General features: G+C 70.4%; 17 protein-coding genes. 9 read left to right on the forward strand and 8 right to left on the reverse strand.

The window, feature by feature from the left end:
* Nucleotides 1-17: 17 nt before the first annotated feature.
* Both OKW78_RS07815 and OKW78_RS07820 read right to left on the reverse strand, forming a co-directional pair.
* Complete coding sequence (locus OKW78_RS07815) at nt 18-1,694, reverse strand: DUF255 domain-containing protein (RefSeq protein ID WP_281194625.1); 1,677 nt, start codon at nt 1,692-1,694, stop codon at nt 18-20.
* Between the two features lie 159 nt (nt 1,695-1,853).
* A complete protein-coding gene (locus OKW78_RS07820; protein WP_281194626.1) occupies nt 1,854-2,171 on the reverse strand; it encodes a hypothetical protein in 318 nt (105 codons plus the stop codon).
* 294 nt (nt 2,172-2,465) lie between these two features.
* Between OKW78_RS07820 and OKW78_RS07825 the strand changes: the two genes are divergently transcribed.
* Both OKW78_RS07825 and OKW78_RS07830 read left to right on the forward strand, forming a co-directional pair.
* The gene (locus OKW78_RS07825) at nt 2,466-3,521 is read left to right on the forward strand and encodes an asparaginase (protein ID WP_281194627.1); all 1,056 of its coding nucleotides are present in this window, start codon (nt 2,466-2,468) and stop codon (nt 3,519-3,521) included.
* A gap of 125 nt (nt 3,522-3,646) precedes the next feature.
* Nucleotides 3,647-4,855 carry a hypothetical protein gene (locus OKW78_RS07830; protein WP_281194628.1) on the forward strand — a complete coding sequence of 403 codons (1,209 nt, stop codon included), beginning with the start codon at nt 3,647-3,649 and terminating at the stop codon, nt 4,853-4,855.
* Between the two features lie 21 nt (nt 4,856-4,876).
* Here OKW78_RS07830 and OKW78_RS07835 read toward each other — a convergent pair whose 3' ends face one another.
* Complete coding sequence (locus tag OKW78_RS07835) at nt 4,877-5,344, reverse strand: co-chaperone YbbN (RefSeq protein WP_281194629.1); 468 nt, start codon at nt 5,342-5,344, stop codon at nt 4,877-4,879.
* A 91-nt stretch (nt 5,345-5,435) separates the two neighbouring features.
* On the opposite strand from OKW78_RS07835, the gene OKW78_RS07840 reads away from it, so the two are divergent.
* The gene (locus OKW78_RS07840; RefSeq protein WP_281194630.1) at nt 5,436-5,888 is read left to right on the forward strand and encodes a pyridoxamine 5'-phosphate oxidase family protein; all 453 of its coding nucleotides are present in this window, start codon (nt 5,436-5,438) and stop codon (nt 5,886-5,888) included.
* A gap of 45 nt (nt 5,889-5,933) precedes the next feature.
* Here OKW78_RS07840 and OKW78_RS07845 read toward each other — a convergent pair whose 3' ends face one another.
* Both OKW78_RS07845 and OKW78_RS07850 read right to left on the reverse strand, forming a co-directional pair.
* Nucleotides 5,934-7,943 carry a type II secretion system F family protein gene (locus tag OKW78_RS07845; protein ID WP_281194631.1) on the reverse strand — a complete coding sequence of 670 codons (2,010 nt, stop codon included), beginning with the start codon at nt 7,941-7,943 and terminating at the stop codon, nt 5,934-5,936.
* Nucleotides 7,940-10,429: an ATPase, T2SS/T4P/T4SS family gene (locus OKW78_RS07850; protein WP_281194632.1), complete on the reverse strand. Its 2,490-nt coding sequence runs from the start codon at nt 10,427-10,429 to the stop codon at nt 7,940-7,942. The genes OKW78_RS07845 and OKW78_RS07850 overlap by 4 nt, the downstream gene beginning before the upstream one ends.
* Before the next feature lie 165 nt (nt 10,430-10,594).
* On the opposite strand from OKW78_RS07850, the gene OKW78_RS07855 reads away from it, so the two are divergent.
* The 6 genes from OKW78_RS07855 to OKW78_RS07880 all read left to right on the forward strand — a co-directional run bounded on the left by OKW78_RS07855 (nt 10,595) and on the right by OKW78_RS07880 (nt 18,101).
* Nucleotides 10,595-11,503 (forward strand): zinc finger domain-containing protein, encoded by a 909-nt coding sequence (locus tag OKW78_RS07855; protein WP_281194633.1) that lies wholly within the window; start codon nt 10,595-10,597, stop codon nt 11,501-11,503.
* Between the two features lie 123 nt (nt 11,504-11,626).
* Nucleotides 11,627-14,692 (forward strand): FAD-binding and (Fe-S)-binding domain-containing protein, encoded by a 3,066-nt coding sequence (locus OKW78_RS07860; RefSeq protein ID WP_281194634.1) that lies wholly within the window; start codon nt 11,627-11,629, stop codon nt 14,690-14,692.
* 106 nt (nt 14,693-14,798) lie between these two features.
* Nucleotides 14,799-15,245, forward strand: a complete 447-nt coding sequence (locus OKW78_RS07865; protein ID WP_281194635.1) for an acyl-CoA thioesterase — start codon at nt 14,799-14,801, stop codon at nt 15,243-15,245.
* 398 nt (nt 15,246-15,643) lie between these two features.
* Nucleotides 15,644-16,039: a metalloregulator ArsR/SmtB family transcription factor gene (locus OKW78_RS07870; RefSeq protein ID WP_281194636.1), complete on the forward strand. Its 396-nt coding sequence runs from the start codon at nt 15,644-15,646 to the stop codon at nt 16,037-16,039.
* Nucleotides 16,036-17,007: a permease gene (locus tag OKW78_RS07875; protein ID WP_281194637.1), complete on the forward strand. Its 972-nt coding sequence runs from the start codon at nt 16,036-16,038 to the stop codon at nt 17,005-17,007. The genes OKW78_RS07870 and OKW78_RS07875 overlap by 4 nt, the downstream gene beginning before the upstream one ends.
* A gap of 80 nt (nt 17,008-17,087) precedes the next feature.
* Nucleotides 17,088-18,101: an aldo/keto reductase gene (locus tag OKW78_RS07880; RefSeq protein WP_281194638.1), complete on the forward strand. Its 1,014-nt coding sequence runs from the start codon at nt 17,088-17,090 to the stop codon at nt 18,099-18,101.
* A gap of 15 nt (nt 18,102-18,116) precedes the next feature.
* Here OKW78_RS07880 and hisH read toward each other — a convergent pair whose 3' ends face one another.
* The 3 genes from hisH to OKW78_RS07895 all read right to left on the reverse strand — a co-directional run bounded on the left by hisH (nt 18,117) and on the right by OKW78_RS07895 (nt 20,743).
* Nucleotides 18,117-18,776, reverse strand: a complete 660-nt coding sequence (gene hisH, locus OKW78_RS07885; protein WP_281194640.1) for an imidazole glycerol phosphate synthase subunit HisH — start codon at nt 18,774-18,776, stop codon at nt 18,117-18,119.
* A gap of 76 nt (nt 18,777-18,852) precedes the next feature.
* Nucleotides 18,853-19,929, reverse strand: a complete 1,077-nt coding sequence (phnE, locus tag OKW78_RS07890; protein WP_281194641.1) for a phosphonate ABC transporter, permease protein PhnE — start codon at nt 19,927-19,929, stop codon at nt 18,853-18,855.
* Nucleotides 19,930-19,951: 22 nt separating this feature from the next.
* Entirely contained in the window at nt 19,952-20,743 is a 792-nt protein-coding gene (locus tag OKW78_RS07895) for a phosphonate ABC transporter ATP-binding protein (RefSeq protein ID WP_281194642.1), read from the reverse strand.
* Nucleotides 20,744-20,755: the final 12 nt, after the last annotated feature.

The raw sequence follows: 20,755 nt of genomic DNA on the forward strand, positions 1-20,755 counted from the left end.
CCGCTCGACGACGCGGATCACTCGGCCGTCTCCGCGACGCGGCTCATCAACTCGTCCGGGGTTGTCGCGGGGGCGGAGACGGCGTCGCCGGCGATCACGACGGCCGATCCCTCGGGGACGGTTCGCGGCGCGGGCGCGTCCTCGCGGTGGGCGTTCGGGACGACGACCTTCTCGTGGTCGGCGACCCGCCAGGCCGCCCGGTGGAGGTCGCTCCCGGGTTCGGTACCGACGACGATGACGGTCGTTCCGCGGAGCAACCGTCCCACGAGGCTCCCGTACCCCGCGACCTGTACCCCGAGCCGGTCGGTCGCGCCCGCGAACGACTCGGCGGTCTCGCGGGCGACCGACCGGTAGCGGTCCTCGCCGGTGAGCGCCGCGAGGTCGACGAGCGCGGACGAGAGCTCCACGTTGCCGTCGAGCGGCCTGAATGGGCGGTCGAGCAGTCCGGCACCGGAACGCGGTCCGTCGACGAACGAGCCGTCGACGTGGAGCTCCTCGATCGCTCGGTCCGCGACCGCGCGGGCGACGTCGGCACCTTCGCCGAGCACCCCGGCGGCACGGACGTACGCGTCCACGACCCGCGAGACGTCCTCGAGGAGGTCGCTCGGGGCGAGGTCGTCGGTCCCGTCGTCGCCGTCCGTGGACCGGTAGTGGGTCACGAGGCCGGTGTCGAGGTCGATCAGGTCGCGCTCGAGACCGTCGAGGATCCGCTCGGCGTACTCGCGGGCGCGGCCGTCGTCGGTGTACGCCGCGAACGCGAGGAGCGCGTCGGCCGAGAGCGCGTTGGCGCCGGCGAAGACGGTGAGGTCGCGACGGGGCGAGTCGAGCTCCGTGCGGTCCTCGGCGGGGGCGGCGTAGTAGGCTCGCCCGAGCCCCGGACCGAGGCTCCCGCCGACGCCGTAGCCGGTCCAGAGGTCGTCGGTGAGGAAGTCGACGGCCGCCGCGGCGGGCTCGCGGTACGCCTCCTCGCCGGTGTAGAGGTAGGCGTTCGCGAACGCCCGCGTCACCGCCGCGTTCGTGTCCGCCGGCTTCTCGTAGGCCACGTCGCTCCAGTCGCGGGTCCCGGCGAACCGGAAGAAGCCGCCGGCGACGTCGTCCGCGAGGTGGTCGCGGACCGCGTCGAGGGTGCGCAGGCCACGGTCGCGGTCGCGTTTCAACGCGAACTCGACGGTGCGGGGAAGCGGGAACTTCGCGTCGGTTCCCCATCCCGCGTACTCCTCGTCGTACTTGTTCTCGAGTTGTCCGGCGAGGTGGCTCTCGACCGCCTCGGAGAGCTCGCCGGCCGGCGGTCGGTCGCCGTTCAGCGCGCGCGGGATCCGACCGGCCTCGCGACCCTCCTCGTCCCACATCCGTTGGACTGACTCGAGCACCTGGCGCATCCCGTCGATGCCGAGGTACCCCGCGCCGGTGAGCAGTTCGCCGTCGGGCGTGAGGAAGGCGGTCGTGGGGAACCCGCCCATGTTGTACCGCTCGCGGACGCGCGGTCGGCGGTCGACGTCGACTCGGACCGGCACGAACCACTCGTTCACGTTGGCTGCGACCCGCGGCTCGGCGTAGGTGGTCGCGTCCATCTCGTGACAGCCCTCACACCAGGTGGCCGAAAGCGAGAGGAGGACCGGCAGGTCCCGCTCGTCGGCCTCGGCGAACGCCTCGCGGCCCCACTCGCGCCACTCGACCCGCGTCGCGTCGGTCATGGATCACGCTCGGGTGGGCGGGTGGGTAAGCGCTTCGAGACGGCGGGCGGGATGGAGGCTCGCGGAGGGCGGAGGGTCCGGAAGTGGAGGGTCTGAAAGTGGAAGGTCTGAAAGTGGAGGGTCTGGAAATTGAGGATGGCGTTCCCGGATGTGCCGGGATCAGGCGTCGGTCTCGTCGGCGCGGCGGTCGTCCGACGTGGCGGACGCGTTCCGCACGTCGGAGGCGGCCGAAACGCCGTACTCGTCGGTCGATCCGGGATCGTAGTCGTGGCCGAGCGCGAGCGCGACCGCGTTCGCGGCCAACAGTCCGACGAAGATCAGGCCGTTGGTTCGGTCGAGCCCGGCGTACAGCAGGAACGGGTAGCCGACCGGGATGACGATCGCCGCCCAGAACGCCACGGCTCTGACGGTGCGGCTCATCCGCTCCGCGAGGGGGAGCGTGAGGGGGATCCGTTCGAGGGGGACACGGGTGGACATCTGACGTTTCCCCCAACGGGTGGTACCCACATATAGCCCGCCGAGGGTTCGGCGTAATTCACACCTTGTACCGTGTTTCGCGACGTTTCAAAACCGTCTCAAAAAGCAGTAAAAAGTTCATAAGCAGATTTGGAGATTCTTTCATGGGTCTCGTGATCGATTCCACCCGACGGCGGATTCGGGTCGAACGAGATCCCCGGGAGAGTGGAACGAGGGGCGACAGTCGAACCGCGGAGTGACGCCCTGCCTGCCGAGGGGCGAAGCGATTTACTCCTGCCGCGGCCACCGTCGGCCATGGGAAGCGACGAGACCAGCGGGAGCGGAGAGCCCGGAAACGAAAAGCGACCACACGTGTGTGTCGTCGCCTGCGGCGGAACGATCGCGTCGGAGCCGGGAGACGACGGTGCCGCGCCGGCCAAGACGGGGTCGGACCTCGTGTCGGCGGTCCCCGGCGTCGAGACGTACGCGACGGTGTCGGCCCGGGAGGTCTGTTCACAGCCGGGGTTCGACGTGCGGTGGCGCGACGTGTTCGCGACCGCGGCCGCGGCGCGGGAGGCGGTCGAGGAGGGCGCGGACGGGATCGTCGTCACCCACGGGACCGACACGCTCGCGGACACCGCCTACGCGCTCGACGTGTTGACCGACCTGCCCGCACCGGTCGTGGTGACGGGCGCACAGCGTCGCCTCGACGAGCCCTCGAGCGACGTGCCGGCGAACCTGACGCTCGCGGTCCGGGCGGCGGCCGACGACCGGTTCGCGCGCGGCGTCCACGTCGCGTTCGACGACGAGCTTCACGCCGGCCGCGACGTGGTGAAGGGCCACAGCAACGCGCTCTCGACGATGACCTCTCCGGCGGCGGCTCCGATCGCGACGTTCACCCGCGCGGCCTCCGACCTCGTCCGCGAGCCGCGTCGGAGGGTCGCGGTCGACCCGCTCTGTGGACCGGAGGGGCCGATCGATCCCGCGGACCCGGCCGCGGCGGCCGACCGCGTTCCCGAGGTCCCCGTGATCCACTCGGGGACGGGGGCCACCGCGGCGGGGATCGAGCGCGCCCTCGCCGCCGACGTGGGCGGGATCGTGATCGAGGGGACGGGGCTCGGGAACGCCACGGCCGCGATCGGCGACGCCGTCGCGGAGGCGGTCGACGAGGTACCCGTCGTCGTCGCCGGCCGGCCCGCCGGCCCGACCGAACCGGTGTACGGGACGCCGGGCGGGGCGGTCACGCTCGCGGACCACGGCGTCGTCTTCGCCGGAAACCTCCCGGCGGCGAAGGCCCGCGTCGGGCTGGCGCTCGGGCTGGCCGCCGGCGTCGGGCGGGAGGACCTCCCGCGGGTCTTCGGGCGACCGTAGCGGATCGTCGGATCCACAGCGGATCGCCCGATCCGGATGGCGCGCCGCCGCCGGCGACGCGGGTAGCACAGAGAGCCGTTTGTGCCTCCACGAAGCCCTTATCCGGCACCGTCGTATCGGCGGGTATGAAACGGGCCACTCGACGATCGACGCTCCGCGGCATCGGGAGGGCGGCCGCGACCGTCGGAACCGTCGGCATTGTCGGGTTCGCGGGCTGTCTCGGCGGATCGCCGCCCGGGTCCAACGACGGGAACGGCACGGACGACGGGAACGGCGGAAGCGACGCCGACCCGGAAACGACGATCCATCGGGTCGGCGGCGCGCTCTCCGGGCCGGCGTGGCGGCGGACGGAGCGGCCGGGGTTCGCGACCCTGTTCACCGACCGCACCGCGGTCGAGTGGCTCCTCGGGGACGCGCGTCCCGAGACGCTCGATTTCGTCGAGGGGACCGACTTCGAGGAGTCGGTTCTCGCATACGTCGAGTCGGTCGGCCGGAACACCTGCGAACGACTCCTCGAGTTCGCGGACGTCGACGTCGACGGGAGGACCCTGACCGCGGACGCGACGGTGGTCGACACCGCCGACGAGGACACCGCGTGCGGCGAGGCGATCACCTACTCCGGGGCGTTCCTCCGAGTCACGGCCGACCCGCTGCCGGAGAAGGCTCGGATCGCCGTGACGGACGGACGGGGCGAGACCGCCGAACTGACCGGCGAGGACGGCGTCCGCGACCCGGCGGCGCTCCGCGGATCCGTGCGGCCCGACGGCGACCCGCCGAACGTCCCCGCGCCGCTCGACTGTCCGGACGACGCCTTCGAGCGGCATCCCTCCTCCTCCGACGACGTGAACTGGGGGTCGGGCGGCGGCGTCGACGGCGATTCGGGGCTCGAACTCCGGGTCGTGAATCCCGAACGCGAGGAGGCAGGCGACGATCCCGTCGGTACGGACGACGCCGACCGCGCGGACGACGCCGACGAGGGGGGCGGACCCCTGCGGTTCGATCGGGGCGACCCGTTCCGCGTCGAGATGACGAACGTCTCCGCGCGGCCGGTCGGCGTCGGCAACCACGCCAAGTACACCCTCGAGGTGGAGGCCGAGGACGGGTGGACCGACGTGCGCGGGAGCGACGACGGCCGCTTCGAGTACACCGACGAACTGGTCTCGACGAGGCCGGGCGAGGTCGTCGAGTGGTCGTTCACGATGGACGAGGAGGGGGTGGTTGCCGACCACCCGAACGGCGACCTCCGGGTGTGTCCGGACCTCGAGCCCGGACGGTATCGGTTCGTCTTCTTCGGCGCGGACGAACTCGCCGTCGCGTTCGACTTCGTCGGGTGAGGTCGAAATCGGACCGAGGCGTCAGGCCGCGTTGCTCGCGATCGCCGTCTCGAGGGTGGTTCGGTCCTGTGCGCCGACGAACCGGTCGACCGGCTCGCCGTTCGCGTACACGAGGAACGTCGGCACGCCCCGAGCGCCGAGTTGCTGGGCCAGCCCGGGCAACCCGTCGACGTCGACCTTCGCGACGACCGCGTCGGTCTCGTCCGCGAGCGACTCGACGGTCGGCTCCATCATCTGACACGGGCCACACCAGTCGGCATAACAGTCCACGAGCACGACCTCGTGCTCGCCGACGAGCCGCTGGAACTCCTCGGCGCTTCCGACCTCGACCGGATCGCTCGGCGTTTCGTCCCCGACGTCGACCGCACCGTCGCCGCCGGATCCCCCGTTCGCCTCGCCCTCGAGCCGTTGGCGAAGCTCCCGACGCTTTCGCTCGCGGATCCGCTCGCGTTCGCTCGGTTCGGAGTCGCCTCGATCGGATTCGCTCATACGGTAGTATTGCGTGTTCTAAACAATATAGATTGCGGTCGGCGAGGTTCGGGTGCCGGAGGTATATGGTGACACGCGCCGTAGACGAGGTATGGGCGACATCGACGCGGTCCGCATGGACGACGACGAGCGCGACGAGTTCCTCGGACGGTCCGGAACCGGCGTCATCTCGCTCGCGACGCCCGGGAACGAGCCGCCACACAGCGTCCCGGTCTCCTACGGGTACGACCCGATGGAGTCCGTTCTCTACTTCCGACTCTCGGTCGGCCCGGATCGAACGAAGGGCGAACTCGACGACCGCGAGGCCACGTTCGTGACCTACGGCGAGGACGACGGTCGCTGGCGAAGCGTCGTCGCGAGCGGCCGACTGGTGTCGACGACGGACGAGAGCGTGGCCGAGGAGACCATCGAGGGACTCGAGCGAACCGGCAGGATACCGATCGTCGACGTCTTCGGCGAGCCCACGAGCGAGGTGACCTTCGCGTTCTACCGGCTCGATCCGGAGCGGTTCACGACTCGCGTCGAGCGGCCGATGGATCCGTGAGGGCGGGGGCGTCCGAGCCGACAGTCGACACGACCGCTCGGGCGCTCAGATCTGTCCGACGGCGACGAAGCCGACGTAACAGGCCGCCACCAGCACGCCGGAGTGTAGGAGCGCCCCGTACCTGCCGCGCGCGGCGGCCCCCGCGAACCAGCCCGACGCGAGCATCGTCGCCTGCGCGACCACGTAGAGACGGAACCGCTCCAGTTCGGGGTGGACGATCGCCGGATCGAACGGTGCGTCGAGTGCCGCCGCGAGCGCGAGCAGACGGTCCGTCTCCATCACGCCGGCGTTGATCGCGGCGACGGCGGCGCCGACCGACAGGGCCGCGACCCACCCGACCACGACGTACCGGCGCATCGCCTCGCGGAGCGCACGCTTCTCGTGGGTCAGCCGGTCGACCTCGACCTGGAGCGTCTCGAACACCTCGTCGACGGTGCTCCCGGCGTTCAACGCCCCGGCGACCAGCCCGATCGTCCGGACGGCGAGGGGCGTCCCGACGCGGTCGACGAACCGGTCGAGCGCCACGACACGCACGTCGCTGCCGGCGGCGGAGGCGTCACGAGGGGCGACGGTCGGGTCGGCGTCGTCCGCGTCGGATGCACCCTCGGCGGCGGTCGTCAGCGAGAGGTTGAACGCGAGGTCCGCGACGTCGTCGGTCAACACTCCGAGGTCCGTCTCGCGGGCGGCGGTCGCGACGGCCTCGGGAAACGGGCGGCCGACGGAGGCGTGCGCGGAGACCGCGTAGACGAAGTCGGCGACCCGGCGGTCCTTCGCGTCGTCGATCCGTCCGCGCCGGGCAGCGACCAGCCCGACCGGGAGCGCGAACGCGACGTACGCCAGAAGCGAGACGTTCACGAGCGGGTACCCTGCGTACGCGAGAGCCACGGCCACGGCCGCCGCGGGGACGGCCGCGACGAGCGACGCGCTGGCCGGGTTCGACGGCGCGGACGCGAGCACTCCGCGGAGGCTCCCCGGACGGCGGTAACTCGTGCGAGAGTCGACGGGGCGGAGCGCACCGGTGGCGGCGATGCCGACGAGTCCGACCGCGAGCAGGAACCCGACGGACGCGTAGACGGCGACCGCTCGCGGCGAGACGGTACCGACCGGCGTGTCGACCAGCCGCGAGAGGTCGGGGGCGAACACGCTCGTCACCGTGACGGCGACGACGAGCAGCGCGGGCAACACGAGCACGAACACGAACAGCTCCGCGATCGGTTTCAGGTATCGCCGGGCCCGCGTCCGGGCGTGTTCCTGTCGATGCGCCAGGAGGCGGCTCTCGGTGCGGAGGAACTCCGCGAGCGCCTCGTCGCCCGCCGAGACGTGCTGGCGGAACTTCAGGAGGAACGGCGCGAGGAGGTCCCGCGAGGGCGTGTCGCGGGCGACGCGGCGGAGCCCGGCGTCGAGACTCCCCGTCAGTCGTGCCGCGTTGAGCGCCTTCCGAAACGACACGGCCGCGCCGCCGTAGGCGTCGTTCTCGGCGACCTTGGCCACGAGCGTTCGAGCGTCGTCGCTCCCCGAGGAGAGCGCGTCGAGGTACCGGACCGCTCCGGGGAGCGTCCGCTCGATCCGCGCCCGGCGCGCGGAGACCAGCCACCGGAGGTAGAGCCCGCCGGCATGGACCGTCGCCCGCTTGGCGAGGAGGCCCGTGACCGCCGACAGACCGACCGCGAGCGCGACCGGGGGTGGCGTGGGAACCGCGAGCGACACGCGCGTATCGAGGCCGTCCGCGAGGGCGGTCGAGACCTCGGGAGCGACCGCGCTCGCGAGGAGAACCGCCGGGAGGGCCGCCGCGAGACCCACGACCCAGGAGAGCGCGTACGTCCGCGCGAGGTACGTCTCGAAGTCCGTCGACGGGTCCGCCCCGCGGTAGCGCTGTCTATCGACGTCGTGGCGACGGTCGTCGGCGTGCCGGGCGAACAGCGCGTGGAGGACCCGATCGAATCCGGCGAGCCCGTCGAATCCCTCGAGCCCGGCGGGTCCGGAGGATCGCGCGTCGCCGGCTCCGGTTCGGGTCTCCCGTTCGACGCGAGCCGATCCCCGCGTGTCGCCGCTCACGGCGCGCCTCCGGGTCGGGCGTCGCCGTCGTCCTCCTCGGCCGGTCCGCCGGGACCGCTCGCGTGTCGCATCGATCGCGCGGCGCGTTCGACGGTCGCGGCCTCGTCGGCCCGGAGGTCGGCGAGGAACTCGAACAGCTCGTCGAAGTCCGTGAGACCGTCGCGGACGAGGTATTCCACGTACCGGTGTTTGGCGGCGAACTCGGTTTCGACCGCGTCGAGGTCGCGGTCGGTCCGCTCGGCGAGGCGCGCAAGCGCGTGGAGCCGCCTGCCGCCGTCGGGATACGAGCCCGCGGCGTCAGCAGTCGGCGCGCCGTCCATCCGGAACCCGCCCGCGGGGTCGCGCCACGCGACCGTGTTGTAGTGGATGGCCGTGTCGTCGCGCTCCACGACGCCGGCCCCGCCGTGTTTCGGGTCGCCGGTCCGGCTCCGGGTCGCGGCCGGATCGAGCGCGTCGTACTCGGCGGGCGAGAGCGGCTCGACCGCCTGCGCGACGTACCGGTCCCCGCCGACCTGTCGCGGGAAGACCACGAGATCGACCTCCCGGAGCAGGTACGGTGGGAGTCCCCGCTCTATCGCGCGATTGACGAGCGTCTCCACGTCGGCGGCGTGCGTGGTGCCGACGACCCCGTGGCCGGTGTTCACCGTCTCGGCGAACGTCTCGAAGCTGGCGGGCGTGTTGATCTCGGCTATCACCTCGACGTCAGGATTGAGGTAATTGGCCTCCGTCATCAGCGTCGCCATGCTCACCGCCTTGTAATCGTTCTCGTGGTCGCGGGTCGTCAGCGCCACGCCGGTCTCGTGGGGGAGTCGCACCTCGCGGGAGCCCTCGTCGATGGAGATCGGGCGGTCGTCGAAGGGGATGAAGGGCATGTGGGCGTTCATCAGCGTCGTCTTGCCCGCCCCCGTCGGTCCCGCGAAGAGGACGACGCCGCGGTGTTCGTACAACAGCCAAAGCAGGGTGACGAGCTCAGTCGAGAGCGCGTCGCGGGCGATCAGGTCGACGGGCGTCAGCGGGTCGGCGGCCTGCTTCCGGATCGAGACGTGCGGGCCGTCCGCGGAGATGACCGGCAGCGCGACCGCACACCGGACGGTCTCCGGGACGTCGTCGACGTCGAGGTTGACCTTCGCGGAGGGCGTCGAGGCGTTCAGCTCCACGCCGTCGCGGGCCGCCAGTCGCGTGACGACGTCGACGAACCGCGACTCGTCCGTGAACGCGAGGTTCGTCGGGATCCGGCCGACGCCGGCGAGCGGATCGAGCCCGCGCCGGTCGTCCGCGGCGGCATCACCTCCGGCCACGGCGTCGTCGTCTCCACCGACCCCTCCGCCGGCCCTTCCGGCCATCGCGTGGCCTCCGAGAGCCATCGCGTCGGCGTCCCCGTCGGCCGCCGCATCGCTCCCGCTCGCCGCCCCCGACAGCACCGCGGGACGGGGAACGACCTTCACGCGCTCGCCGACGCGGTTGGCCTCGACGTCCTCCAGATGCGGGTCACGGATCGGGACGGTGAGGACGCCCTCGCCGACGAAGTCGCGGAGCACGTAGTAGACGAGGTCGTCGAGTCGATCGGCGGCGTACGTCGGATCGACGCTCGGGGTAACCAGGCCTCGATCGGCGAGGACGCGCCGGGCGCGGTCGCGGACGGTCGCCACCCATCCCCGCGGGGAGGAACCGCCGGCGAGCCGGCGCGAGAGGTACCGGCGAGCGTGCTCGGCGACGAACGCGGTCCGGTCGTCTATCAGTCGATCCACGGGAGTCTCCCAGATCCGGCGCTCGCAGTCGCGGATCAGCGCCTCGTCGCCCGGGAGGAGGTCGGGCTCGAGCGCGGCGTACTTGGTCTCGAAGGCGTCGGATCCGAGCAGCCGCTCGCGGTAGATCACCACGTCGACGGGGTAGCCGGCGAACTCGACGGCGTACCGCGCGAGCCGCTCGCCGGCGACGCGCTCGACGTACTCGGCGTCGGCGTCGATCCCCGTCTCGAGCGGGGCGAACGCGTCCGTGTGGACGACGAGCTCGCGGTCGTCGCCGACGTCGGCGACCTCGATCCGGCCGTCGAGCGCGACCGGCGTGAGGTCGCCGAACAGCCGGAGCTCACACAGCGCGTGGTGGTCGATCCGGCGGCGAGCGGCCGCGGTCGCCGAGAGCAGGCGATCGAGCACCCGCTCGTACTTCGGCTCGAACCCCGCGTCGGCGCGCTCGACCGCGCCGGCGCGGGTGAGCGGCCGACGCCCGCGGGCCGCCGAGAAGTGGTCGCGGACGGTCCGGAGCGCGCGCTCGTCGGCCGGCGAGAGGGGCGGTTCGCGGACGTCGTAGCCGAACCGGCCGCCGTCGCGTTCGCGGATCGTCGCGACGACGCCGGGCGCGGACTCGTACTGCGCGCGGACGTCCGGGGCGTACCAGGCTTCGGGGTCGTCGGGCGGGACCGGCGCCGGAACCGAGGCGTCGTCGTCCTCGGAGCCGCCGCCGATCCGCAGGGTGGGACTCGTCACGTCTCTGCGCTCGTCTGATCGACTCGAGTCCGACGATCCGACATAACTATTCTCCTTTACTGACATGTAATTTCAGCCCGCTGAAACGCGGCGATCCGCGGGCCATCGATCCGGGACGTCAGAGCCCGAAGAGGTTTGTCGTCGGGGGCGGAACCGGAGCGGTAGATGCTCTCGGGCGAGGACCTCAGGCGGCGGGCCGCCGCGCTCGACGGCTCCGTGGTCGTCTGCGGGATCGGCGGGGACGCCGGCGTTCCCCCCGGGAGGTTCCCCGGCGCTCGCACCGCGACGATCGGGGAGCTCCTCGGGGAGGGCGGGAGCGGAGACGCCGACGATCACGACGCCATCGAGCCCGATGCGGTCGCCGCCGTGCTGGTCGTCGTGGGTTCGTCCCTTGAGGCGGATCGGGTGCACGACGCGCTCGACGAACTCGGCGCGCTCGACGCGTTCATCGTCGCCGTCGCCCCGGCGGGCGTCGCTCCCGAGTCGCTGGCGGCGGTACGCCGACGAGTCGACGCGACGCTACTCGCCGGAGAGGGAGGTCCCGTGGAGGCGATCCGGACGTTCCTCGAGGCGGTGCAACGCCCCGGCTTCGTCAACCTGGATCTGGCCGACGCCCGGACCGCCCTCTCGATCGGCATCGCCGCGGTGGGGATCGGAACGGCGGGAACCGACGGGTCCCCGACCGCCGACCGCGACGCGCCCGCGCTCGCGGTCGACGAGGCGTTCGATCGGTTGCCGGAGGGCGTCGATCCCGCGGACGCGAGCGCCGCGCTCGTCGACGTGGTGGTCGATCCGGAGACCAGCATCGCCGCCGCGACCGACGCGATCGCGGCGGTCCGCGAGCGGATCGACGCGGACGCGAACGTGATCTGGGGCGGCGCGGTCGACGAGTCCGTCGAGGACGAGATCGGCGTCCGGGTCGTCGTCGCGGACGTCGAGTACGCCCCGCCGCTCGCCGGCGGCGACCCCTGTCCGCGTTGCGGGAACCCGCTGTCGACGTACGCGTTCGGCGCGCGCGAGACGCTCTCGTGTGACGGCTGCGGCTACTCCGGAGTCGCGGTCCGTCGGGGGTGAGGCCGACGCCGGGACTCTCCGCGACCGACTGGCCGCCGACCGCCGACCCCCAGTCCGGAACGACCGCCCACGACGATCATCATGAACGAATGTTTTATTCGTCGGTCGACGCCCAGGTAGGGTATGGCGACCGATCCGGCGCAGGGCGAGGAGTTCGCGTTCGACACGTCGGCGGCGGCGCTCGGCCACGACCGGCCGGACGTGCCCGCCTACCGGGCGCTCGCGTCGGACCTCCGCGAGCGCGTCGACGGCGAGGTCCAGTTCGACGAGTACGCACAGGTGCTGTACGCGACCGACGGCAGCATCTACGGGGCGCGCCCCGCGGGCGTCGTCTCGCCGCGGTCGGTCGAGGACGTCCGGGAGGCGATGCGGGTCGCCGCCGACCACGGCGTGCCCGTGCTCGCGCGCGGCGCGGGCTCCTCGCTCGCCGGCCAGACGGTCGGACCCGGCTGTGTCGTCCTCGATTTCTCGCGACACATGGACGGGATCGTGGCGGTCCGTCCCGACGACCGCCGCGCCGTGGTCGAGCCGGGCGTCGTCCAGGACCGCCTCGACGACCGCCTCGCGGAGGACGGGTTGAAGTTCGCGCCCGATCCCGCCTCCTCCGCGCGGGCGACGGTCGGCGGCGGGATCGGCAACAACTCCACGGGCGCACACTCGGTCCGGTACGGGATCACCGACGCCTACACCGAGGAGCTGACGGTGGTGCTCGCGGACGGTTCGCTCATCCACACCCGCGAGGTCGTCCTCGACTCGCCCGAATACGAGGCGATCGTCGCGGGCGAGGAGGGCGGCGAGCGGGAGGCGGCGCTCTACGAGACGGTGCGCGGGCTCGTCGAGGAGCACGAGGCGGAGATCGAGGAACGGTACCCGACGCTCAAGCGGTCGGTCTCGGGGTACAACCTCCACAAGGTCGTCTACGAGAACGACGCGGGCGAGGAGGTCATCAACCTCTCGAAGCTGTTCGTCGGCGCGGAGGGAACGCTCGGCGTCGTCGTCGAGGCGGAGGTGTCGCTCGTCACCCGCCCCGAGGAGACGGCGCTGGCGCTGTACCCCTTCGACTCGCTTCAGGCGGCGATGCGGGCGGTCCCGGAGGCGCTCGAGTTCCCGGTGAGCGCAGTCGAGCTGATGGACGACGAGGTGTTCGGGCTCGCGGCGGGCTCCCCGCAGTTCGCGGAGTACGCCGAGCCGATCCCCGACCGCGCCGCGGCGGCGCTGATGCTCGAGTGGGACTCCGAGCTGGTCGACGACTTCGAGGCGGCGGTCGCCGAGACGAACGCACGCTTCCTCGAGGGAGGCGACGCCTTCGACGTCATCGAGGCGTACGCCGAGTCGGAACAGGCCGACCTCTGGAACCTCCGGAAGGCGGCCATCCCGCTCCTCATGAGCATGGAGGGCGACCCGAAGCCGTACCCGTTCATCGAGGACGCGTCGGTGCCGCCCGAGGAGCTCGCGGAGTACGTCGGCGAGTTCGAGGACGTGCTCGACGCGCACGACACCTCCGCGGCGTACTTCGCACACGCCGGGAGCGGCACCCTCCACATCCGCCCGATCCTCTCGCTGAAGGAGGAGGAGGGGATAGAGAGGATGCACTCCATCTCGGAGGACGTCACCGATCTCGTGTTGGAACACCACGGTGCGTTCTCGGGCGAGCACGGCGACGGACTCGCCCGCACCGAGTTCAACCCGAAGATGTACGGCGACGAACTCTGGAGCGCGTTTCAGGAGCTCAAGTCGGCGTTCGACCCCGAGTGGCGGCTGAACCCCGGGAAGGTCGTCTACGTCGACGACGAGACCGCCGCCGAGCGGGGCTATCCGGAGACCGCCGCGGACACGGACATGCGCGAACACCTCCGCTACGGGGCGGAGTACCAGTCGATCGAGCCGCAAACGACGCTGGACTTCGACGACGAGGGCGGGTTCTCCCACCTGGTGGAGCTGTGTAACGGCTGTGGCACCTGCCGGGAGACCGACTCGGGCGTGATGTGTCCGACCTACCGCGCCTCCGGCGAGGAGATCCAGACGACGCGTGGGAGGGCCAACATGCTCCGGGCCGCCATCAGCGGCGACCTCGACGACGACGAGATCCACTCCGACCGCTTCCAGTCGGAGGTGCTCGACCTCTGTGTGGGGTGTAAGGGATGTAAGAGCGACTGCCCGACCGGCGTCGACCTCGCGAAGCTGAAGGCGGAGGTGAAACACGAACACCACGAGACGGAGGGCGCGGGGCTCCGCGAGCGGCTCTTCCGCGACATCGATCGCCTCTCGGCGATCGGGAGCACGCTCGCGCCGCTGTCGAACGCGGCGACGAAGCTCCCCGGGACCCGACGGCTCATGGACGCCCTCGTCGGCATCGCGCCCGACCGCGAGCTGCCGACGTTCCGCTCCGAGAGCTTCGAGGAGTGGTTCGCGTCGCGTGGCGGCTCGACGATCCCTCCCGCGGACGCGACCGACACGGTCGTGCTCTTTCCGGACACCTACACGAACTACAGCTATCCGGCCGCCGGGAAGGCCGCCGTCGCGGTGTTGGAGGCGGCGGGAGTGCGCGTCGAGGTTCCCGACGACCTCGCGGCCTCGGGCCGGGCCGCCTTCTCGACCGGCTTTCTCGACGTGGCCCGCGAGCGAGCCGAGGCGAACGTCGAGGCGCTCGCCCCGCACGTCCGGGAGGGGGCGTCCGTCCTCTTCGTCGAGCCCTCCGACGCGGTGATGTTCCAGGACGAGTACCTCGACCTCCTCGACGGCGAGGCCGTCCGGGCGGTCTCGGCGGCCGCCTACGGAGTCTGTGAGTACCTCGACGTCGGGCGGGTCGACGACCGGTTGACGTTCGACGCGCCGGCCGAATCGCTGACCTATCACGGCCACTGTAACCAGAAGGCGACGGACAAGGACCACCACGCGGTCGGCGTGCTCAGACGCGCCGGCTACGAGGTGAACCCGCTCGACTCCTCGTGTTGCGGGATGGCCGGCTCGTTCGGCTACGAGTCCGAGCACTACGACCTCTCGAAGGCGATCGGTCGGATCCTGTTCGACCAGGTGGCGGAGAGCCCCGGGGAGACGGCCACCGCGCCGGGCGCGTCCTGTCGCTCGCAGCTCGGAGACCGCGACGGGGAGTCGACGCCGCCACACCCGATCGAGAAGGTCGCCGAGGCGGTGACCGGGGCGGCGAACGCGACCGCCGCCGGCGATTGAGAGGGGCAGCGGCCGCGGCGGCGAACGCGACGATGGCGGATGACGGCGCGCGGGGAACCGGCGCGACGGACGACGGGGCTTTGCCGCTGCCGACCCTCCTCGCGGTATGCCGAGCGTCAGCGACACCCACATCGAGAACCGCCAGCGCGTCCAGCCGACCCACACCAACAACTACGCGTCCGCGCACGGGGGCAACGTCGTCAAGTGGATGGACGAGGTCGGCGCGATGTCGGCGATGCGCCACGCCGGCGAGACGTGCGTCACCGCGAAGATCAGCGAGCTCGACTTCAAGCGCCCGATCCCGCAGGGGGACACCTGCGTGATCGAGTCGTACGCGTACGCCGCCGGCCGGACCAGCGTACGCGTCCGTCTCCGGGCGTTCCGCGAGTCGCCCCGAACCGGCGACCGGGAACTGACGACGGACTCCTACTTCGTCTTCGTCGCCGTCGACGCGGACGGGTCGCCGACGCCCGTCCCCGAACTCACCGTCGACGGGGAGCGCTGCCGAAGGCTGCGCGACGACGCGCTCGCGGCGGAGCCCGACGAGAAGTAGTCGCCGCCGGGAGGAAGGAACGCCCACGGATCGCCGGGAGTCGATCGCGACGACTCACCGCGGACGGTTCGCCGAAACGGCCGACCGAAGCGATCCTTCGAGAACGGCCCTTCGAGAGTGATCCTCCGAATACGGCTTATCGAGAATGTTCGATGTAGTGTACGGCAGGTATGAACGGATAAGGCCGAGACTGCTAACGAACCGACTACCGAGGGAGAAACGACCACAACACTAAAGTTAAATCGAGATATACCAATATGTATGTCGATACTCAACCGGCTGTTCGGCGACGGTGAAACGGACGAAAGCTGCTGTGACGTTCGTATCGAGGAGGTAGGATCCGACTCCGGCGAGGACGAGGCGTGACGGAACGAACGACTCGAGAGAACTCATCGAACATGTCCAATCAATCCAACGGCGAACGCGACGGAACCGGATCGGCGAGCGCGACGCTCGGACGGCTCGAGGAGGAGGCCTGTTGTGAGGGATCGGTCATCGACGATCGTCGACCCGATCCGGAGACGGTCGCGAACGAGGAGGCGGTGTTCAAGGCGCTCGCGAACGAGAAGCGGCTCGCGGTCGTCCACGCGCTCCGTGACGGCGAGCTCTGCGCCTGCGACCTGGAGGCCGTCCTCGACGCGCCGCAGTCGACGGTGGCCACCCACCTCCGGAAGCTCCGCGACGCGGGGATCGTCCGGACGCGCAAGGACGGCAAGTGGACCCACTACCGCATCGCCGACACCGCGAGCCTCCAGCTGATCGACCTGGCCGCCGCGCTGGGGGAGGAACGGTGATCCCGCCGGGCACCGAGGCGGCACTCGCCGACTCCTGGGAGTACTTCGTCCACCTCGCGGTGGTCCTCACGCCGCTCTTCCTCGGCGCCTCCTTCCTCGTCGGCCTCGCCCAGGAGTACCTCCCGCCCGAGCGCGTCGAGACGCTGCTCCGCTCGCGGGACCACGGCAGCGGAAACGTCCTCGCGGCGGGTTTGGGGGCGGTGACGCCCTTCTGTTCGTGTTCGACCGTTCCCGTGCTCGCGGGGCTGTTGGGTGCGGGCGCGCCCGTCGGCATGTCGTTCTCCTTCCTTCTGGCCTCGCCCATCGTCAACTGGATCGCGGTGCTGCTGCTGTTCGGGCTCTTCGGCCCCGCGGTGACGGTCGCGTACGTCGTCGCGGCGCTCGCGTGTGCGATCGTGGGCGGACTGATCGTCGGCACGCTCGACCTCGACCGCTACGTCAAGGACGTCCGGATCACGGCCGGCGGGCGGGAGGTGGCGACCGACGGCGGGACGGCGACGTCCGGCTGTGGCTGCGGCGGAGCGACCACCTCCTCGCGAACCCACGGCGAACGGGTCTCGGCGGCCGGCCGCGGGGCGCTGTCGTTCTTCCGCGACACGCTCCCGTACCTCCTCCTGGGGATGACCATCGGGGCGCTGATCCACGGGGCGATCCCCGCGGAGGCGCTCCAACGGGTCGCGGGACCGGGGAATCCGCTCGCGACGCCGCTCGCGGCGCTCGCGGGCGCGCCGATCTACGTGAGCCTGAGCGGCATGCTGCCGATCGCCCACTCGCTCACCGAGGCGGGGATCCCGATCGGGACGGTGATCGCGTTCGTCATCGGCGGCGCGGGGATCAGCATCCCGAACCTGATCCTGTTGAACAAGCTGTTCGAGCGCCGGCTGTTGGTCATCTACGCGACCACGGTCGTCACGATCGGCGTCGTCGTCGGCGTGAGCTTCAACACGGTGCTCGCGGGGCTCCTCTAGAGCGCGGAGCTTCCGGACCACGAGAACATCCATCGCCGCTTTCTCCGGGCTTTTGGCTCGAGAGCCCGAACGGCAAACCGATGACGTCCACGCTCGACGAGATGGACCTCGAGTTCGTGAAGCTCGACGGCACCGGCCTGTACACCAGCGAGCTCCAGTTCGGCACCTGGCGGTTCGGCAAGGAGAACGAGGCGGGCGAGATAGAGATCGGCGAGGAGCGAGCCCACGAGCTCCTCGACGCGTACGCCGACGCCGGCGGGCGCTACGTCGACACCGCCGACGTGTACGGCGGCGGCACCTGCGAGGAGTGGATCGGCGACTGGCTCGAAGGGCGCGACCGCGAGCGCTACACGGTCGCCTCCAAGATCTACTGGCAGATCCGCGACGACGACCCCAACAGCCGCGGGACGAACCGCAAGAACCTCCGCCACCGCCTCGACGCGCTGCTCGACCGGCTCGGCACCGACTACGTCGACGTGCTCTACATCCATCGCTGGGACGACGCGACCGACGCCCGCGACATGATGAAGACGCTCAACGGGTTCGTCGAGTCCGGGAAGGTCCACTACCTCGGCGCGTCGACGCACCGACCGAACGCCTGGAAGGTCGCCCGCGCGAACGAGATCGCCCGCGCCGAGGGATGGGAGCCGTTCACCGTGCTCCAGCCGCGGTACAACCTCGTCGACCGCGAGGTCGAGGGGGACTACCTCGAGTTCGCCCGCCAGCAGGGGCTCGCGGTCTGCCCGTGGAGCCCGCTCGGACAGGGCTTCCTGACGGGCAAGTACGACCGCGAGGAGGACCTCCCGGAGGACTCGAAGGTGGCGTCCTCGAGCCAGTTCCGGGACGCGTACCTCACGGCCGAGAACTTCGACGTCCATGACGAGCTCGACGCGGTCGCCGACGAGGTCGACGCCTCTCCCGCGCAGGTCGCGCTCGCGTGGCTCGCCCACCGCGACGGCGTCACCGCCCCGATCGTGGGCGCACGAACCGTCGACCAGCTCGAGGAGAACCTCGCGGCCGCCGAGATCGACCTCTCCGACGAGCAGGTCGATCGGCTCACGGACGCGAAGGCGAGCCCCTACGAGGGGCTGTAAGGCGAGGCCGTCGGACTACCGTTCCGCGCAGTACTCGACGAAGTTCCGAAGGATTCGGAGGCCGGTCTCCCCGCTCTTTTCGGGGTGGAACTGCGTGCCGAAGACGTTGCCCGCCTCGTTGGCGACGACCGCCGGGAAGTCGACGCCGTGGTCGGCGGTCGCGACCACGGCGTTCGGGTCGTCGGGTTCGGCGTAGTAGGAGTGGACGAAGTAGGCGTACTCTCCGTCGACTCCCTCGACGATCGGGTGATCGCGTTCGACCGACAGCTCGTTCCAGCCCATGTGCGGGACCTTGCGGTCCACGTCGAACCGGACGTTGGTTCCGGGGACCAGATCGAGACCGGTCACCTCGCCTTCCCCCTCGTGGTCGGCCTCCTCGCTCGAGGTGAGGAGCATCTGCATCCCGAGACAGATCCCGAAGAGCGGCCGTCCGGCGTCGGCGTGGTCGGTCAACGCCTCCCGCAGCGGGCCGGCGTTCTCCATCCCCTCGCGGAACGCGCCGACGCCGGGGAGGACGACGCCGTCGGCCGCGGCGAACGACTCGGGGTCGTCGGTGATCTCGACCGCCGCGCCGGCGCGCTCGAGTCCGCGGGTGGCGGACCGCAGGTTTCCGAGCCCGTAGTCGACGAGGACGACGTCCGCCAGCGTCTCCGCCGGCGGTTCGAAGGTGCTCATACCATCCCTCGGAGGGGGACGGAAAAATCGGTTTCCCTTGGGGCAGTCGGTCGGTGGAAACGACGCGTCGGACGGCCTACTTCAGCATCGACTCCGCCATCCGGTTCGGGAACCCGGTGATGAGCTCCCAGATGCTCATCTCGACGTCGTCGGAGCGGAGCCGCGACCGGAGCCGCTGGCTGAACAGCTCGACGGAGATGATGAGGAGGAATATCGCGAGCAGCGTCGCCATCATGTTGGTGAACCGCAGCAGGTTCTGTTGGGAGGTGAGGACGTAGCCGAGCCCGCCCGCGCCGATGACCCCGACGGTGACGCCGATCCGGACGTTGATCTCGAAGATGTACAGCGTCCACGCGATGAAGGCCGTCCGAACCTGACTCAACATGCCGAAGAAGACGATCTGCGGCTTGCTCGCGCCCGTCGTCCGCATCGCCTCGATCGGGCCGTCCTCGATCTCTTCGAGCTCGTCGACGAACAGCCGGCCGAGGTTCCCGATCGTGTCGAACGCGATCGCGATCGCGGCGGAGGAGGGGCCGAGCCCTAAGAACGGAATGAAGATGAGCGTCCAGATGATCGCCGGGATCGCGCGGATGAACGACATCGTGCCGCGAAAGATGAAGTTGAACGGGAACGGCGTGACCCGCTCGGATCCGAGCGTGCCGAACACTAACGCGAACGGGAACCCGATGACCGTCCCGACGAATCCCATCGCGAGCGTGATCCCGGCCTCGCCGAAGATCTGGAAGATCCCGAGCTCCTGGAAGAAGAACACGTAGACGTCGACCGGGTTCGGCGGGATCTGGAACAGTAACCCGCCGATCTCGGGGTCGTACAGGAGGTTCTCCTGGATGATGAACTCGAGGTATCGCCCGACGTCGAGAAACGGGAGCACGCCGAAGTAGTCGGTGAGCGGGAAGAACCCGGTCAGCGAATCCCTGAAGGTCCCGAGTCGCGCATCCGGGTCCAAAAGCTCCGTCGCGGCGAACGCCTGGAGGGTCGCGAACGCGAGGAACGCGAACAGTCCGGTCCAGCCGATCGCCCGGCGGCGACGCGTTCGCTTGATGTTCTCGAACTGTTCGGTGATGCGGCTTGGAACGTCGTCGGCTCCGTCCGATTCGATCGTCCCGTCCTGCTCCGTCGTATCTGTGTTCACTCGTGTATCAGCTCCGTTCTCGTCACGACTGTGCGACGCCGTCGACCGCGGCGTCGGCGTCAACGTCTCCGTCGTCGCTCACGAACATCCCCTCGGTGTCGATGTCGCCGTAGAGGTCGTCGATGACGTCGATAGTCAGTTCGTCCCTGTAGCCGTCGAACACCTTCTTCCCGTCGCGGAGCCCGATGAAGCGGTGGCCGAACTTCCGTGCGATGTTCACCTGGTGGAGGCTACAGAAGGTGGTCAACCCTCGGTCCTCGGAGGCGCTCCGGAGGTATCCCATGACGCTCTGGGCGCTGCCGGGATCGAGGCTCGCAACCGGCTCGTCCGCGAGGAGAACTTCCGGTTGCTGGACGAGCGCGCGGGCGATCCCGACGCGTTGTTGTTGACCACCGCTCATGCTTCGCGCCTTCTGTTCGGCCTCGTCGAGCAGTCCGACCGTGTCGAGCGCGTCGAGCGCGCGATGTTTCTCGTCGTCGTCCTGTAGCTGTAACACGCTGGAGAGGAATCCGGAGCGGTGGACGCCGCCGGAGAGCGAGTTCGAGTACGCCGTCATGTCGCCGATGATGTTGTGCTGTTGGAAGATCATCGCGACCCCGGGACGCGGATCGACCATCGGCTCGCCGGCGATCGTGATGGAACCCTCCGTCGGCGAGAGCAGTCCGCTCAGCGTCCGTAGTAGGGTCGACTTTCCGGAGCCTGAGACGCCGAGAACGATGACGAACTCTCCTTCGGGGACCTCGAAGGACACGTCGTCGAGCGCGACCGTGTCGCCGAACCGTTTCGTGAGACCGTCTACATCGATGTAAGTCATATCGAGAGAATG

The sequence above is a fragment of the Halorubrum sp. F4 genome (genome assembly GCF_027257195.1).
Classification (GTDB): Archaea; Halobacteriota; Halobacteria; order Halobacteriales; family Haloferacaceae; genus Halorubrum.